This is a genomic window from Campylobacter concisus (assembly GCF_902460415.1).
In the GTDB taxonomy this organism is placed as follows: domain Bacteria; phylum Campylobacterota; class Campylobacteria; order Campylobacterales; family Campylobacteraceae; genus Campylobacter_A; species Campylobacter_A concisus_Y.
On sequence record NZ_CABPTY010000002.1, the window covers coordinates 651,721 to 667,365 of the forward strand.

17 protein-coding genes are annotated in these 15,645 nt (G+C 37.9%); 9 read left to right on the forward strand and 8 right to left on the reverse strand.

What is annotated here, in order from left to right; all coding sequences use genetic code 11:
• The first annotated feature begins 15 nt into the window (after window positions 1-15).
• Entirely contained in the window at window positions 16-705 is a 690-nt protein-coding gene (locus FZ940_RS07365; RefSeq protein WP_148822079.1) for a penicillin acylase family protein, read from the forward strand.
• 171 nt (window positions 706-876) lie between these two features.
• Window positions 877-1,329, forward strand: coding sequence for a hypothetical protein (locus FZ940_RS07370; RefSeq protein ID WP_148822080.1), 453 nt, complete (start codon window positions 877-879; stop codon window positions 1,327-1,329).
• A gap of 84 nt (window positions 1,330-1,413) precedes the next feature.
• Here FZ940_RS07370 and FZ940_RS07375 read toward each other — a convergent pair whose 3' ends face one another.
• Entirely contained in the window at window positions 1,414-2,016 is a 603-nt protein-coding gene (locus FZ940_RS07375; RefSeq protein ID WP_148822081.1) for a YagU family protein, read from the reverse strand.
• A 162-nt stretch (window positions 2,017-2,178) separates the two neighbouring features.
• On the opposite strand from FZ940_RS07375, the gene FZ940_RS07380 reads away from it, so the two are divergent.
• Together FZ940_RS07380 and FZ940_RS07385 are read left to right on the forward strand one after the other, a co-directional pair.
• Window positions 2,179-3,378, forward strand: a complete 1,200-nt coding sequence (locus FZ940_RS07380) for a 2,3,4,5-tetrahydropyridine-2,6-carboxylate N-succinyltransferase (RefSeq protein ID WP_148822082.1) — start codon at window positions 2,179-2,181, stop codon at window positions 3,376-3,378.
• A gap of 11 nt (window positions 3,379-3,389) precedes the next feature.
• Window positions 3,390-3,884: a type 1 glutamine amidotransferase family protein gene (locus tag FZ940_RS07385; RefSeq protein WP_148822083.1), complete on the forward strand. Its 495-nt coding sequence runs from the start codon at window positions 3,390-3,392 to the stop codon at window positions 3,882-3,884.
• 48 nt (window positions 3,885-3,932) lie between these two features.
• On the opposite strand, the gene FZ940_RS07390 is transcribed toward FZ940_RS07385, so the two are convergent.
• The 7 genes from FZ940_RS07390 to FZ940_RS07420 all read right to left on the reverse strand — a co-directional run bounded on the left by FZ940_RS07390 (window position 3,933) and on the right by FZ940_RS07420 (window position 10,571).
• The gene (locus tag FZ940_RS07390) at window positions 3,933-4,166 is read right to left on the reverse strand and encodes a Fic family protein (protein ID WP_148822084.1); all 234 of its coding nucleotides are present in this window, start codon (window positions 4,164-4,166) and stop codon (window positions 3,933-3,935) included.
• Between the two features lie 88 nt (window positions 4,167-4,254).
• Window positions 4,255-4,485: a hypothetical protein gene (locus tag FZ940_RS07395; RefSeq protein ID WP_148822085.1), complete on the reverse strand. Its 231-nt coding sequence runs from the start codon at window positions 4,483-4,485 to the stop codon at window positions 4,255-4,257.
• A gap of 48 nt (window positions 4,486-4,533) precedes the next feature.
• Window positions 4,534-4,761 (reverse strand): DUF4172 domain-containing protein, encoded by a 228-nt coding sequence (locus tag FZ940_RS09835; protein WP_087577754.1) that lies wholly within the window; start codon window positions 4,759-4,761, stop codon window positions 4,534-4,536.
• Window positions 4,762-4,897: 136 nt separating this feature from the next.
• The gene (locus FZ940_RS07405) at window positions 4,898-5,320 is read right to left on the reverse strand and encodes a gamma-glutamyl phosphate reductase (RefSeq protein WP_084041528.1); all 423 of its coding nucleotides are present in this window, start codon (window positions 5,318-5,320) and stop codon (window positions 4,898-4,900) included.
• A gap of 1 nt (window position 5,321) precedes the next feature.
• The gene (locus FZ940_RS07410) at window positions 5,322-6,110 is read right to left on the reverse strand and encodes a CsgG/HfaB family protein (RefSeq protein ID WP_148822086.1); all 789 of its coding nucleotides are present in this window, start codon (window positions 6,108-6,110) and stop codon (window positions 5,322-5,324) included.
• A gap of 147 nt (window positions 6,111-6,257) precedes the next feature.
• Window positions 6,258-8,069: a glutamine--fructose-6-phosphate transaminase (isomerizing) gene (gene glmS / locus FZ940_RS07415; RefSeq protein ID WP_148822087.1), complete on the reverse strand. Its 1,812-nt coding sequence runs from the start codon at window positions 8,067-8,069 to the stop codon at window positions 6,258-6,260.
• 3 nt (window positions 8,070-8,072) lie between these two features.
• Window positions 8,073-10,571, reverse strand: coding sequence for an HD domain-containing protein (locus FZ940_RS07420; protein ID WP_148822088.1), 2,499 nt, complete (start codon window positions 10,569-10,571; stop codon window positions 8,073-8,075).
• Window positions 10,572-10,681: 110 nt separating this feature from the next.
• Between FZ940_RS07420 and mqnE the strand changes: the two genes are divergently transcribed.
• From mqnE to FZ940_RS07445, 5 genes are read left to right on the forward strand one after another with little or no spacing between them, the layout of a single operon-like run.
• Window positions 10,682-11,746, forward strand: a complete 1,065-nt coding sequence (gene mqnE, locus FZ940_RS07425; protein ID WP_148822089.1) for an aminofutalosine synthase MqnE — start codon at window positions 10,682-10,684, stop codon at window positions 11,744-11,746.
• Window positions 11,747-11,758: 12 nt separating this feature from the next.
• Window positions 11,759-13,051 (forward strand): NCS2 family permease, encoded by a 1,293-nt coding sequence (locus FZ940_RS07430; protein ID WP_148822090.1) that lies wholly within the window; start codon window positions 11,759-11,761, stop codon window positions 13,049-13,051.
• Between the two features lie 12 nt (window positions 13,052-13,063).
• A complete protein-coding gene (locus tag FZ940_RS07435; protein WP_021091484.1) occupies window positions 13,064-13,504 on the forward strand; it encodes a phosphoribosyltransferase in 441 nt (146 codons plus the stop codon).
• 9 nt (window positions 13,505-13,513) lie between these two features.
• The gene (locus FZ940_RS07440) at window positions 13,514-14,731 is read left to right on the forward strand and encodes a glycosyltransferase family protein (RefSeq protein ID WP_148822091.1); all 1,218 of its coding nucleotides are present in this window, start codon (window positions 13,514-13,516) and stop codon (window positions 14,729-14,731) included.
• Window positions 14,732-15,433 carry a pilus assembly FimT family protein gene (locus tag FZ940_RS07445; protein WP_107812440.1) on the forward strand — a complete coding sequence of 234 codons (702 nt, stop codon included), beginning with the start codon at window positions 14,732-14,734 and terminating at the stop codon, window positions 15,431-15,433. It abuts the gene before it with no gap.
• Window positions 15,434-15,645: the final 212 nt, after the last annotated feature.

The window sequence follows — 15,645 nt, forward strand, 5'->3', positions numbered from 1 at the left end:
CATCAAGGGATTTAAATGAAATTTTTAAAATTTTTGATGGCACTTTGCTTTGGCATAGGTAGTGCAGCCGCAAATGACGGTAAGGTGAGGAGTATCGATATTTATGTGACGCCGTACTACTCGGCAAATGCCGGTAAGGTCGAGTATGTAAAGGTTTATGATAAGATCGATAACTTGCTCTTAAGTGGTAAGATAGAAGACTTCAAAAAAGCAGAAAAGATCGTGCAAGACGCCCCGCAAATGGTCTCTCCGATAACTCTTTTTGTTATCTCAGCTCGTGCTTATGATCTAGGACTTCGCGATGATGCGGTATTTTGGTTTTATGCGGCAAAAAATCGCGCGATCTTGCTAAGAGGCGTTATAGACATGGAGGGCGAGAAATTTACTGACGTGGTGGCCGCGATAGGGGCGTTTATGAAGCTTGTTGGCGACGTGGTCAATCCTTATGCATTTTGCGATATCAAAAAGCAACAAGATATCGCTGATAAAGCGCTTGAATGGACTAAGAAAAATGCCTATGAAGCGATGTTCTCGCCAGAATTTAGCTCTCCTCACGAAGATAGAAAAGCAGCCCTTGCAAAAGGCATAGAAAAGCTAGAAGCCCGCAATAAAAAAGAGAAAGATTACTTTTTAGATAAAGATAATCTTGCTAACTTTAAAGCTATGCGCAAGCAAAATGGCACTGATGAGAAATTTTGCTTCTAAATAGCGAGAAAAACTGAAAATTTGCTTGTAAATTTAGCTTTTGGTTTATGCTAAAAGGGCAAATTTACAAGCTATCTCTATTTTAGATGATAAATTTTAGCTCACTGCAAATCTGCTTAAATTTCGCTCTTTTTCGTAAGAGTAGCAAACCCACAAAAATGAGAATAAAAAATGACTTTGAAATTTGGCAAGCTTGAAAAAGTTGCAACAGATGAGGGCTTTATTTGGTATGCCCAGACGGTGCTAAAAAGCGAAATTTTTGGCCAAGTGCTCTTTTGCCTTATCTCGGCAAATGGGGCAGATGTGGATGATGAGACGATTTTGCTTGTGCAGCGTATCGCTCAGGATATCGACCGGCACATAAAAGATGCGCTTACATTTTTACAAGATGAGCTTAAACAGAAATGCCTTTTGAGCAAGGACGAGCTTAAATTACTTGACGTGCCAGTCTGCGATTTGCCTTTTAGCTCGCCTCAATGCACTTTTTATGTGCGTGATAAGCAGTGGCTGATGAGATTTGCTGAGGGTGCACTTGATATTTGTGAGCCTTTTGGTATTGGGGTGATTTTTGAAGGTGAAAAGCCACTTCGTTTAGAAAATTTGGAGCTTAGCCAGGAGTGTTAATCATGGATAAAATTTGCTTTTAAACGGTGAGATAAATTTGGTTGCTGTTTTAGGTTTTTAGCCCAAAACAGCAGAAACTTGCACTTATGCGTTGCAGCAGCAATAATCACTTGGATCTTTTTCTTTTGTGATCCTAGCTCTTAGGTCGTGACGGATGATCTCTATCGACCAGAACCATATCATGTGGCCGACAAATTCAGATACATGCTCGTACCAAGGAAGTGTCCAAAGTGGTGGAGTAAGCCCCAAAATAGGTAGTGCGATCACGTGAACAGCGATATTTACGATAACGCCAACTAGTAAGCCTTGCCATATTGTAATCTTTGGAAATTTCTCAGCCAAAACGCAATAAGCAACCGCGAAAACTATCGAAAACAATATATGCGTCATCATTACGTAGTTAAACGCATGCCCTGCAAACTCGTAAATAGCGGCATTTGGATCGACCACTCCCAAATAATCCCTTAAAAATACATAAGGCGGATTTAAGAAATTTCTAGAGCAATCGATCGCATCGGCTGCTCTAATGGCACTCTCTGGTCCGCAAGCAGCGTTAAACATATCCATCGGACTTCTTGGAGGAAGTGGAAATTCCGCTCCCCATTTGACAAAGGCTGAGACAACACCAGCGATAAGGCCGATTAACGCAGCCAGAGCAAATCTAGGTTTTGTTACTAAATTTGACATTTAAACTCCTTCTTTAAATTTGCAAAATCTTATTGCAATTTGCTTTATGATAAGATTAATCATTATTAAAAATATAAAAATATTTAAAATTTTAATGGACTTAAAATCATAAAATTTTTATCCATTTTTGGCTAGACTAAGAAAAAATTTAAAGGAGAATAGATGTCTAAAGAGTTTAAAGATGCAAATGAATTTAAGGAATTTTTTGAAGAATTTAGAAAAAAAGATGGCTACAAAGATCCGCTTGCTTTTGGTATCGCTAGGATCGATCGCGGACAAAAAAATACAGATAAAATTTTGCAAGCGACTTTTGCTGTTGTAAATTACAAAGAGAGCTTTTTAAGCGCAGCTGCTTATATCTATGCTTTGCAAAAATGTGATGTTAAGGTTGATTTTAATGGCTCTGAATTTGTAGCTGATCTTACGCCAAAAGTAGTGAAAAAAGCCAGTAAGCTCTTTAGCGTCTTTGAAAAAGAGATAAGCTCTCATAAAAATGTACAAAATTTGCATGCCGTAAAAATGGCATTTGATGATGATCTTGAACTAAATGAGAATAAATTTAAACTTGTGTTTTTGTTTGATGATGCAAAACCACTTAGCGTGGAGGCCGTATATCTCAAGCTTTACTTGATCTCACTTGGCAAGGTCGCACCTAGGACGATCGTGCTTGATGGAGCTTTTGGTGTGTTACCAAATGTTGCATGGACTACCCAAAATACGCCAATCGAGCTTGAATGGCTAAGAGAAAATGAAATTTCTCTAAAGATGTTTGGCGAATACCCAGCGATCGTTAGCGTCGATAAATTCCCAAGATTTTTAAGCCATATCATTCCGGCTGATAACACGAGAATTTTAGACTCAGCCAAGGTTCGCATGGGTGCTGCCGTGTATCCTGGCACAGTCGTTATGCCTGGTGCTGCCTATATTAACTTTAACGCAGGTACAACTGGTGGCGTTATGGTTGAAGGCAGAGTTAGTAGCTCTGTCGTAGTTGGCGAGGGTAGTGACGTAGGTGGCGGAGCTAGCATACTTGGCGTGCTAAGTGGCACAAACGGCAACCCTGTAAGCATCGGCAAACACTGCTTGCTTGGCGCAAACTCAGTCACAGGCGTACCTCTTGGCGATAACTGCATCGTGGATGCTGGCATAGCGGTGCTTGAGGGCACAAAGGTCTATATATCAGCTAGCGAGCGCGAAAAGTTAGCTAAGCTAAATCCTAGCTTTAAATTTGAAGCTGAAATTTACAAAGCACTTGAACTTGGTGGGCTAAATGGACTTCATTTTAGACAAAATAGCCAAACAGGCCAGATCACTGCAAGTGCGAGCAAAAGGGCGATCAAGCTAAATGAGGCACTTCATTAAAAGGAGCTAGCATGAAAGTTGGCATTTTGATGTTTGACAAGCTAAATCTACTAAGCTTTGCCAAAATTTATGATTTTTTACATAAATTTGAGGATTTTAATATCAAGACTTACGCACTAAAGCCTGAGGTTGTCGATGAATTTGGCGTCAGGCTTCATCCAGAAATTTATGCTGAGAGCCTTTATGGTGTGGATATTTTGGTAGTACCAGATGGTGTTGGAGCACTTGGATTAAGATACGATGAGATATTTTTAAGCTGGGTTAAAAGCTCAGCGAGTGCGAAATTTAAGATAGGTTTTGATCTTGGCGTGCTTATCCTTGGTGGTGCTGGATTTTTAGAAGACAGAGAGGCTTGCATAAGGGGCGGATACAAAAATGCACTTAGTGACTACTGCGATGTTAATGATGCTAAGATGTGTGAAAGTAGAGGTATTATAAGCGTTAGTGAATTTGATGATAGAATCAAAGAACAGCTGGCAACGATGCTAGGTAAAGATAAATTTTAATGGCTTTGACTCTTAAATTACGATAGAAATTTTATATTTTTAGTAAGCTTATAGCTTGTTTATAGCGCTATTTACCGCTTCTAAATGCCACTTTATCCACGCTGTGAAGTCAAAGTTTAAATTATTTTCAAGCTTTGTTGTCTGCTCTAAAATTTCATAATAATCTTTTTTATTTGCATAAATAACGCTGGAGATAGAAAATGGCTTAACGCCATCTTCTCTTAAAAAGTAGTGTGTCAAAGCCCTTGTTATGCGTCCATTACCGTCATCATAAGGATGTATAAAAAACTAAAGATGTGCAATAAAACTTTTTAGATATGCGTTTTCAAGGCTTTTGTTGATAAAATTTTAAAAGTTCTCATCTCATCTTCTATACCTCTACTGGCAAGGCTTTATAGTGGATTTGCCCATTTTCTGGAGGGCCTGAGACGACGCTCATCTCATCATCTCTAAACTTGGCTCGTTTTATCTTGTAAGTTTTGCTTTGGATATATTCAAACAAGGTATTGTGCCAGCTATGTAGTCGCTCGAGGTTCATATAGTCTTTGTTTAAATTTACTTCAAGTATTAGCGAGACTAGATTACCACTGTGTCTAGTCACATGAGTATCAGCTAGCCAGTCAAAATTTTTGTCTAGCCTCTTTTTTATCTACGAGCGAATGCTTGATCTTTTAAGCCTTTCGCCCCCTATGAGAGATGAACTTATTATTTCATCTTCAAGTGCACTAATTTGCACCTTTAAAAGATCGTCTCTGCTGATATTGCTTGTTAGCTCTTTTAAATTTTTATGGTCTTGCTCTAGCTTATTTGTAAGGGTGTCTATTACTCTTTTGTCGAAAGAAAAATTTGGGTAGTTGGGATGTTGTCGTATCCACAGGTTTTGTAATTTTTAATCAATGCACTGAACTTATTTATAGCAGTAAAATTTGGTATATGTATTGTTTTTGATTTGCTATTTGTAGAAGTCGTTTTTTTGTTAGAAAAGAGCCAGTTAAAGTTAAGGCTAGATAAGATTATCTACCTAGCCTATAGTCTCTTCTAGCATCCTTATAACCACGTCTATATCCACGCTCAAAACCATCATCATAGTCGTCATCGTTATAGTAGCCTCCGCGGTAACCACGCTGAAATCTATCATATCTTTCGTACTCATTTCGATAGTATGGGCGGTAGTTAGGCGGATATGGCGCATAGTTTGGATCAACAGGATAGTAGCCATTTGCACGGCAACTATCCTCGTCAAATTTTTCTATTCCGTTGCGAAATTTGTAGCTTTCTATTTTTTTGTCAAAGCTATCAATGCTTCTTATATCGCCATAAATTTTAGCCATTTCTCTTTGATTTATAAGACCACAAAGCCTAGCTTCAACTTTTTTTTCATAACTCATAGCAAATAAAAAAGTCAATGAACAAAATAAAATGGCTAAAAATTTCATGTTATTCTCCTACTTTTAGACTTCCGCCTTTGCCAAGACCACCTTTTACTGTTTGTGCTTTGTAGTCTTTTAGGGCAATAACTAATTGATTCATTGAATCAAGGAAAGCATTTACAAGTGTTTTTCCCTCAGGTGTTCTTGAATATACGCCAAGTCCCGCGCCAAGAGAAGCGCCAGCACCGCCGCCCATGCCAAAGAAGTCAGTGCTAGAAGCTGAGCCAATAGCTGCCGCTAATTGAACACCTGAACGATTTTCTATAAGAACCAATGTGGTTTGTGTCTCTTTTGTTGAAAAACCACCAGCTATAGCACCTGCTACACTACCAAAAAGTGCTTCAACAAGAGCACCTGCACCGCCCGTATCTTCGTTGCTAAAGAAAATTTCAGGGCGAATAGTATAATCAGCTGCTACCATTTTACCTTTACCAAAGCCGGAACCACCACGTAGTTCGCCTGATCTATCAAGTGCACGCTCTTGCATCATATTATCCATCATAGCGCCACGTTCAACTATAACAAAACAACCAGTTTGTTGCGCAAGAAGACGCAAAACCGGAATAGTTGATGTGAGCTTGTAGTTGTGTGTTAAATATGAATACCAATCAGAATTTTGGTCTTCATAAAACGCAAGTGTTCCAAGAGTGCTACTACACTTTTCTATTTTTGTGTTAGCGTTTTTATTGTTGCTACCAGCAGCACTGCCAGTTACGCCATTGTTGTTGCCAGTTGCGCAACCGCTTAAAAGTAAAACTCCAAGACCTACGCTTAGTAAAGATGAACTTAACTTCATTTTTATCCTTAATATTTAAGTTAGTCTTAGCATTATATATAAGCAAATATTATAAAAATATTAATATAAAATTTATGTTTAATAACATAAATGCAAAATTATTTTTCACAAAAATTTAAGCAGCCAGCAAGATGCCAGCCACACGAGTTATTCGACAGTTACGCTTTTTGCAAGATTCCTTGGCATATCGACGTTGTTGCCAAGTCTAACAGAAATTTCAAGTGCAAGTAGCTGAAGTACAAGCATCATCTCAAAAAATTCGCTCATGTAGTGATCTTGAACACTTGTTTTTACGTAGTCATCGCTTAGCTCAAACTCAAGTGGGCTTATCGCTAGGATGTACGCATCTCTTGCAGCAAGCTCTTCGACGTTGCTCTTTGTCTTTTCATAAAGTAAATTCTGAGGCATCAAAGCTATCGTAAATAGCTTCTCATCTGCAAGTGCGATAGGGCCGTGTTTCATCTCACCTGATGGATAGCCCTCGGCGTGAAGATATGAAATTTCTTTAAGCTTTAACGCGCCTTCTAATGCTAGCGGATAGAAGATATCTCTACCGATAAAGAAGAAGCCATGACCGTGCAAATAATGCTTGCTTAGGCGGTGAAGCTTCTCTTGAAGAGAGTTATTGATATTTAAAATTTGTGGGATGTGAAGAAGCGTTTTGATCTCGTGATCAAGCTCTTTTTTACTGATAGACTCTTTTGCTGCTGTCATTTGAAGCACAAGCATCCAAAGCACGATGATCTGCGTTGCGAAAGCTTTTGTGCTTGCCACACCTTTTTCGATGCCAGCGCGAGTTAGAAGTGTATTATCAGCTAGTCTAACGATAGATGAGTTATCGACGTTGCAAATCGCAAGCGTTCTAAGCCCAGCTTCTTTAGCTATTCTAAGTGCCTCAAGAGTGTCGGCTGTCTCGCCACTTTGTGAGATGACGATAAAGAGCGAGTTTTTGTTTAGATAAGGCTTTCTGTATCTAAATTCGCTTGCTACTTCGACCTTTGTTCTAACTTTAGCAAGTCTTTCAAAGAGATAGCTTGCAGTTAGCGCTGCATGGTAGCTCGTACCACACGCACAAAGCACAACATCATCGATACTTTTTAGATATTCATCGTCTAAATTTTCAAGGGTGACTTTGTGATTTTTGACTCTGCCCATGATGGTTTCAGATACGACCGCACCTTGCTCGTAAATTTCTTTCTCCATAAAAAATGTATAACCCTCTTTTTGGGCATAGCTCTTATCTTTTGGCAGTGCGTTAAAGGTTATGCTAGCTTTTTTGCCTTGTTTAAAAACAGCTATCTCGTCTAAGCTCACATAGCCGTAGTTATTGTCATCAAGATATGCCACTTCGGTTGCGTTGCCAATAAGCGGCGCATCTGATGAGGCAAAATATACCTCTTTTTTGTCACTTTTGCCTATCGCCATAGGAGCGGCATCTTTTGCAAAAAATATCTTATCAGGTGCAGTTTTGGTGATAAGTAGCGTCGCGTATGCACCTCTTAGCTTTGCGATAGTCGCCTCATAAGCCTTAAATGGGTCTTTTTTCTCTTTTAAAATTTCTTCAAAAAGATGCACGATCACTTCGGTGTCGGTTTGGCTCATAAATTTCACGCCCTTTGCCTCAAGCTCATCTTTAAGCTCTTTGTAGTTTTCGATGATGCCGTTATGAACGACAAATGAGTGCTCGCCAAGGTGTGGGTGAGCGTTTATCTCGGTTGGTTTACCGTGCGTAGCCCAGCGTGTGTGGCCTATCGCCACGCCAAAGCCTTCAGACGTGAAGTCCTGCGTTTTTAGGGCCAAATTTTCAAGCTTGCCAACGGCTTTAAAAAAGTCGATCTTGCCATCACTCATCACAGCCATGCCAGCGCTGTCGTATCCGCGATACTCAAGCTCTTTTAGCCCGCTTAAAATGACCTCTTTTTTCTCTTTATCTCCGATGTATCCTACGATTCCACACATGTTTTACTCGCTTATTAATAAATTTAATATCTCATCGCCTTTACTCTCAAGCCGCTCGTTTTTCTCGATCAAAAAGAGATTTCTCGTTCTATTTTTAACCGTCTGAATTCTCGCACTCGTGACTTGAAAATGAAGTCTGTCAAAAACACTCATCACATAAGCCATTAGCCCGCGCTGATCTTTTGCGTTGATGCTAAGTTTGGCGTAATCTTTTGAGTGATTTAGCTCGAAGTATATCTCATCTTTGTTAATATTTGGTTTCAAAGGCTCTCTTAAAACTTCGCTATTTAGGGATTTTAGGGCTAAAATTTTAGTGTTTTCAAGCTCGTGATTTTTTACATTTTGGTTAAAGTCAAGCCTGATATAAAATTTCTTCTCAAATAGCTCAAATATCTCCATATACGCAAGGTCAAATTTGGCAAATTCATAGAGCAGGGCGCTTAAATTTAGGCTCTTGTTTGTATAAATTTGAATGCTTAAATTTTTACTATTGTTTATGAAAATTTCTGTTTCGTTTAAGCTATCAGTCACTTTGCTTAAATTTATGATCTCACTCGCGCTATATTTTGTAAAGACCAAATTTGATGTGATCTTAAAAATTTTCTCTTGCAGCTTTGGCTCAAGCGCCAAAAACTCGCTATTTCGTTTTATAGACTGCTCTTTTTTTACTCGCCTTGTCGCTTCATCAAGTAAATTTTCATCGCTAAATGCGCTAAGAGAAATTTCATAAAGCTCCCTTAAAAGCTTTGCTGTGTAGGCGTTGTAAAGCCTTTCATTTGTGGCGTTTATCACGCAGTAGCTAAGGATGTAAAGTAGCTTTAAAACCTGCTTGTCGCCTAGCTTTGAGATAAAGGCAAAGATGACGCGCTGCGAGTAGATGTCCTCTCTGTTTGAGACGTTGCTCATTAGGGTATGGTATTTTATCAAGATGACGCCGACGTTGATAGCTTTTTGACTTAAATTTAGCTTGTTCGCGTAGGCTCTAAAGATGTTTGCACCGATATTTGCGTGATCTTTGCCGCCAAGTCCTTTGCCAACGTCATGCATAAGCGTCACGATCTTTAGCATCGTTTTGCCCTCCAAGCAAAGCTCAGCGTAGAGATTTTTTATAAATTTATCTTTTATATTTTCAAGAAATTTGACGCTTAAAACGCTATGCTCATCAACCGTAAATTCGTGATAGCCGTCATATTCTGCTAGCTGGGAGATATGCTCCATCGGTTTTATCAAAATTTGTATCATCTGTGCATCGAGCAAGGATTTTAAGATAGCGTAGGAATTTTCTCTTAAAAATATCTTCTTAAACTCGCTGATAGCGCGCTCTAAGCCATCTTTTGTGATGATGGCTCGCTTGATATAAAAGATCGCGCTTATATCAAATTTATAATCCACATCTTTTAGCTCCAAAAGCTCATTTATGAGATCCTCGATAAGGGCTGGCTTTTTGTGAAGTGGCACGTAGATGACGCCATTTATCTCGTAAAAGCCATTTTTTAGCCTAGCAAATTTTCTCTGCTCGAAGCTTAGCTCGCTTTTGAAAAATGGCCTACAAAGCGAAGCTGCGATAAATCTTGAATAAATGGCTACGTTATTCATCGAGCTTAGCATCTTTTGGCTAATGACGCTCTCGTTGTCTTGCAGCTTTTTGGACTTTGTCTGCATGAAATTTGTCGTGATCTCAACACTTGAAGCGCTGAAAGTGTCGGTGTTTTGAGTTAAATTTAAAGCACTTAGCAAGCTTAGTAAAAAATCCACATTTAGATTAAAACTTGCGATCTCTTTTTCATTCATCACTTTAAGGGCTTGCGATCTAACCGAAACATCGCTATCTAGGCAGTTTAGTATGCAGTTTAGGTGGTAAATTTCATCTATCCCGCCAAAGCCACTTTTTAAATTTGGCTCTTGCGCCAAGTAGCTTATGCTAGAAAATGGCAAAAATGCCTTTAAATGGTAGTTTAAAAAGGCTTTTTTATCAAATTCTTTTATCTTTATGATCTCGCTTTTTACTAAGCGGTAGAGGCTTTTTGAGCCGCAGATATAGCGAAGTTGCGAGGTTTCACTTTTAAATTTAAGGTCATCTTTGAAATTTATAAAAATTTCATCCACTTCGGCGCTTTTTATCACAAATTTTATGCCAGAGCTATCTAAAATTTCAGAAAATTCTTTTAAGAAATTTTTTATATTGTAGCCCTTTAAATTTTTATAAACTAGCAAAATTTCAAGCTCGCTATTTGCGCTAAGTAGCGTTTGGGCGTATTTGCCAGTGGCTAGAACACTAAAGGCAAAGCTGTCGTTTTGTGGCACAAACTCATCAAAAAATTCTCGCATAGTTTCATTTAAATAAGATTTTATAAAATCATCATACTCTTTGGCTAAGAAATTTGTGAAATTTCTGCCTTGATTTTTTTGAAAATGTTTTGGCAAATTTGCCTTAAAATCAAGAAATTTCTCTTTGATCTTTGAATAATTATCACTATTTTTGGCACTTTTATCAGCTAGCATTTAGTGTTTCCATTGTTAAAAATATCTTGGCAAATGTTACATAATTTTTGCAAAAACAAAGCTTTATTTGCTTATAATGAAGCCTTAAGTTCAGCTTTAGGACGATATAAATAATGAATCTATTACAAAAACTAGAAAGTGGCGAGAGATTAAGCAAGCAAGAGGCTTTTTCGCTTTATGAGCTTGATCTTTTTACCTTGGCTAAATTTGCCGATAAAAAGCGTAGAAAACTGCACGGCAACAAGGTCTTTTTTAATGTAAATCGTCATATCAATCCAACAAATATCTGTGCTGATATCTGTAAATTTTGTGCATTTTCAGCCCACAGAAAAAATCCAAATCCATACTTAATGAGCCACGAAGAAATTTTAAAGATCGTTGATGAGAGTGTGAGCCACGGCGCAAAAGAGATACACATCGTCTCCGCCCACAACGCAACTAGCGGCTGGCAGTGGTACTTAGAAATTTTTAAAAAGATAAAGGCAGCTCATCCAGAGCTTCATGTAAAGGCGATGACGGCGGCTGAGATTGATTTTTTGTCAAGGCATTACGGCTTAAGCTACTATGAGGTGATAGAAAAGATGCTCGAATATGGCGTCGATAGCATGCCAGGCGGCGGGGCTGAAATTTTTGATGAAGAGATCAGGGCTAAAATTTGCAAAGGCAAAGTAAGTAGCGAGAATTGGCTAAAGATCCATAAAATGTGGCATGATCACGGCAAACAAAGCAACGCAACAATGCTTTTTGGTCACATAGAAAGCCGCGATAACAGGATCGATCACATGTTAAGAATTAGGGACTTGCAAGATGAAACTGGCGGATTTAACGCGTTTATCCCACTAGTTTATCAAAGAGAAAATAACTACTTAAAAGATGTGAAATTTCTAGGATCAGCTGAAATTTTAAAGACTCTGGCGATCTCACGTCTTGTGCTTGATAATGTCCCACATATCAAAGCTTACTGGGCTACTTCGACGCTAAATTTAGCGATGATAGCTCAGGAATTTGGCGCTGATGATCTTGATGGCACGATAGAAAAAGAGAGCATCCAAAGTGCAGCTGGCGCAAATAGCGCAAATGGCGTTACACTAAAGACATTTTGCGATCTCATAAAGACATCTGGTTTTACGCCGGTTGAGCGTGATAGCTTATATAACGAACTTAAAATTTACTAAAAGGAGCTTGGGGTGAAATTTTTTGACTTAGCACAAAACAAAACGAGTGTGAAGCAGGAATTTGGAGCGGGACTTACGACATTTTTGGCAATGATGTATATCGTGCCGGTAAATGCGATCATTATGAGCAAAACTGGTATGCCTTATGAGGCACTAATCACTGCAACTGCGCTAATTACCATATTTTCTACTATATTAAATGGTCTTTGGGCGAACACGCCAGTTGCGATGAGCGTTGGTATGGGACTTAATGCTTATTTTACATTTGGTCTTTGCATCGGCATGAAAGTGCCTTGGCAAACGGCTCTTGGCGTTGTTTTTCTAAGCGGCGTGATATTTGTCGTCTTGTCTTTTACAAATTTTAGGATGTGGATAATAAGATCTATCCCGCTTGATCTAAGAAGGGCGATAAGCGCTGGCATAGGCACATTTATTAGCTTTGTGGCATTTCAGCAAATGGGCTTTATCGTAAATAGCGACGCAGTTTTGGTTGGCATAGGAAATTTCAAAGATCCGAACGTACTTCTTGGTGTTTTGGGACTATTTTTAGTTATTTGCTTTTGGGCGTGGAATATAAAGGGCGCGTTTATCCTAGCTGTGCTTGCTACTTCAGTGATAGCTTGGGTGCTTGGTATCGCTCCTCATCCAACAGAAATTTTCTCAACTCCAGCCTCTATCTCTCCGATATTTTTAGAGCTTGATATAAAAGGTGCGCTTAGCCTAGCCTTGCTGCCAGTTGTTATCACATTTTTTGTGACCGATCTTTTTGACTCGATAGGCACACTAGCTGGTGTAGGAACGAGGGCTGGAATTTTTGATGAAAACAAAAAAGATGGCGTCGTAAAACTTGAAAAAACTCTTGAAGCTGACGCTATTGCTACGGCAGCCGGCTCACTTGTAGGCGTAAGTACGACCACATCGTTTGTAGAGAGTGCTAGCGGTGTAGAAGAGGGCGGTAGAACTGGTCTAACGGCTGTATTTTGCGGACTTTTATTTATACTTACACTATTTATGTTGCCACTTTTTAAAGCGATCCCTGGCAATGCCATCTATCCGATCCTTGTAATGGTTGGCGTGCTTATGTTTGCCGAGCTTGCTAGCATAAATTTCAAAGATCCAGCCATTGCAGTTGCGACATTTTTCATAGTTGTACTCATCCCGCTTACTTACTCGATCACAAACGGTCTTGCATTTGGCTTTATGTCATACGTCATAGTTAAGCTCATAAAGAGAGAATTTAGCGATATAAATTTAGGTGTAGTCGTGCTAGCGCTCATTAGTTTTATAGTATTTTTAGTGCATTGATAAGGAATAAAAATGATATTTTATAGCTACGATGAATTTGCCGTTGATGCCAAAAAGATGGCAAAACAGATAAAAGATGAATTTGATCCAGAGGTGATACTAGCTGTGGCAAGAGGCGGTCTAACGCTTGGCCATTCGCTAGCTGTTGCGCTTAATAATAGAAATTTATTTACCCTAAATTCTATCCACTATGAAGATACAAATAAACTTGATACGATTAATATCTTTAACGTGCCAGATCTTAGCAAATACACTAAAATTTTGCTCGTCGATGACATCATCGATAGTGGAGAGAGCATGGTCGAGATAAAAAGAGAGCTGCTTAAGCGTTATCCAAATTTAGATATAAAAATAGCGACCGTCTTTTATAAAGAGAAAGCTCTGCTTTTGCCAGAATTTAAGGTAAAAGAGGCTCACGATTGGATCGAGTTTTTTTGGGATATACATATTTAAGGAAAATTTTTGCTAGATAAATTTAGAGAATTTGTTGGACATCATGTCGCTTTTAGCGTATTTTTGATATGTTTGATTGATTGTATATTTTTGCTTTATACGGCAAATTCTCTTAGCATAAGTTACAGTGAAGCTGAAATTTTTTTTAACAAACAAAATTTTCTTAGCCATGTTTTAAAATTAAGCGTTCAAATTTTTGGTCAAACAGATATTGCTCTAAGATCTGTGATGATCGCGTTTCATGTCATAAGCGTCGTTTTAATGTATAAGGTAAGCAAATTTTACATTAAATTAGAGTTTGACAGACTTATTGCGGTATTGCTTTTTATCTTACTTCCTAGTACGCTAGCTTCAGCCCTTATCGTCAATAATGCTGGGCTTTGCGTTATGCTGGCGCTCCTATGTATATACTTTTTTCATGTTAAAAATAAAATTTTATTTGTAACATTTTTTTGTCTTTCTTTTTTTATAGATGGAGATTTTTTGATATTTTACGCAGGATTTTTTATATTTTCACTTTATAAAAGAAGGCCTCCGCTTGCTTGGCTAAGTGCTATTTTATTTTTGCTTACGCTTTACTTTTTTGGTTTTGATACAAATGGTAGGCCAAGTGGGCACTTTATCGATACTTTTGGTATCTTTGCCGCTGTTTTCTCACCATTTATTTTCATCTTTTTTGTCTATACGATTTATAGAATTTGGGTTAAGGAAAAGAAGGATCTTTTGTGGTTTATCGCCATTTGCTCATTTTGCTTTTGTATGATAGCCTCAGTGCGCCAAAGGCTAGAGCTTGAGCAGTTTTTACCATTTTGCGTGATCGCAACGCCACTTATGGTAAGAGTTTTTTTTAATTCGTATCGCGTAAGATTGCCAAAATTTAGAAAAGGCTATAAAATTTGCACGACCTTAGTGATGCTTTTTTTAGCCTTAAACTGGTCGATGATCGTATTTAATCAAATTTTTTACCTATTTTTAGATAACCCAACAAAGCATTTTGTCTATAAATTTGATATTGTAAAAGAGCTTGCTACTAAATTAAAAGAAGCGGAAATTAAGGATTTATATACTGATAATAAAAAGCTTGCATTAAGACTTAAATTTTATGGTATAGACGTAAGAGATGAGTCTAAAAATTTATTAGTAAACGCCGATCTAGATGGAAAATCAAAATTTTGCATAGAAAAAATGGGAAAAGTAATCGCAAATTTTGATGTAAGAGGCAGGTAGATGCATAAAAACAAGGGTTTTACTGTTATAGAGCTTATCTTTGTAATTATTGCCGTGGGTATACTTGCAGCAATGATCATACCAAGGCTAGAAATAAATGGAGCTAGAGAGGCAGCTACACAGATGCTAACGCATATAAGGTACGCCCAGCACCTTGCCATGCAAGATGATAAATTTGTACATTCAGAAAATGAAAAATTTTGGTTTAAAATGAGATGGGGGATAGCTATTAATGATACTAGTTTGCAAGAGTGCTCTGTAGATGAGCCTGGGGTTAAATCTTGGAAGTATAGTATTTTTTATGATAAAAGAGGTAGTGGTAATAAATTTAGTGGTAATTTAAATTCCAAAGAAGAGGTTGCCATCGATACACAAAAATCAAATAAATTCTTAAGTGCGGGCTGGAGAGGCATTCCTCAATCCTATTGCAATAAAATTAATACAGATTTAAATATTGAAAAAAAATATGGCATAAAATCGGTTAAATTTGTCGGTAGTTGCGGAAAAGGCAAAACGCAAACCATTGATTTTGATGAATTAGGTAGGCCCATGAGAGTGGTGAGTGTTACTAACAATAAAGGAGCAAAAAGGCCTTATTCAAGACTATTGAAAGGTGATTGCAAGATAGTTTTAACAGATAAAAATAACAATGTAACCTCTATAAATATAGAAAAAAGAAGTGGATACGCATATATAAACTAAACCCTTAAGCCTACTAATAAAAATACATACTTTAAAATTTTTAAGCGCCTAACAATTTTTCTCAAATTCCCTAATTATTTCAACTATCTTTAAGTATTGCTCATATATAATTCCAGCTCACGAAACGAGAAACCACCTTTAACTTCATTGGTTAATAAAGCCTTTTCTTTTTATCGTTGTTCTTTTAACTTACAATTGTTAAACTATTAGTC

Bases quoted from the DNA above. Each gene is read 5' to 3' on its own strand.
- FZ940_RS07365 (WP_148822079.1), top strand. From the start codon at position 16: ATGAAATTTTTAAAATTTTTGATGGCACTTTGCTTTGGCATAGGTAGT.
- FZ940_RS07370 (WP_148822080.1), top strand. From the start codon at position 877: ATGACTTTGAAATTTGGCAAGCTTGAAAAAGTTGCAACAGATGAGGGC.
- FZ940_RS07375 (WP_148822081.1), bottom strand. From the start codon at position 2,016: ATGTCAAATTTAGTAACAAAACCTAGATTTGCTCTGGCTGCGTTAATC.
- FZ940_RS07380 (WP_148822082.1), top strand. From the start codon at position 2,179: ATGTCTAAAGAGTTTAAAGATGCAAATGAATTTAAGGAATTTTTTGAA.
- FZ940_RS07385 (WP_148822083.1), top strand. From the start codon at position 3,390: ATGAAAGTTGGCATTTTGATGTTTGACAAGCTAAATCTACTAAGCTTT.
- FZ940_RS07405 (WP_084041528.1), bottom strand. From the start codon at position 5,320: ATGAAATTTTTAGCCATTTTATTTTGTTCATTGACTTTTTTATTTGCT.
- FZ940_RS07410 (WP_148822086.1), bottom strand. From the start codon at position 6,110: ATGAAGTTAAGTTCATCTTTACTAAGCGTAGGTCTTGGAGTTTTACTT.
- glmS (WP_148822087.1), bottom strand. From the start codon at position 8,069: ATGTGTGGAATCGTAGGATACATCGGAGATAAAGAGAAAAAAGAGGTC.
- FZ940_RS07420 (WP_148822088.1), bottom strand. From the start codon at position 10,571: ATGCTAGCTGATAAAAGTGCCAAAAATAGTGATAATTATTCAAAGATC.
- FZ940_RS07435 (WP_021091484.1), top strand. From the start codon at position 13,064: ATGATATTTTATAGCTACGATGAATTTGCCGTTGATGCCAAAAAGATG.
- FZ940_RS07445 (WP_107812440.1), top strand. From the start codon at position 14,732: ATGCATAAAAACAAGGGTTTTACTGTTATAGAGCTTATCTTTGTAATT.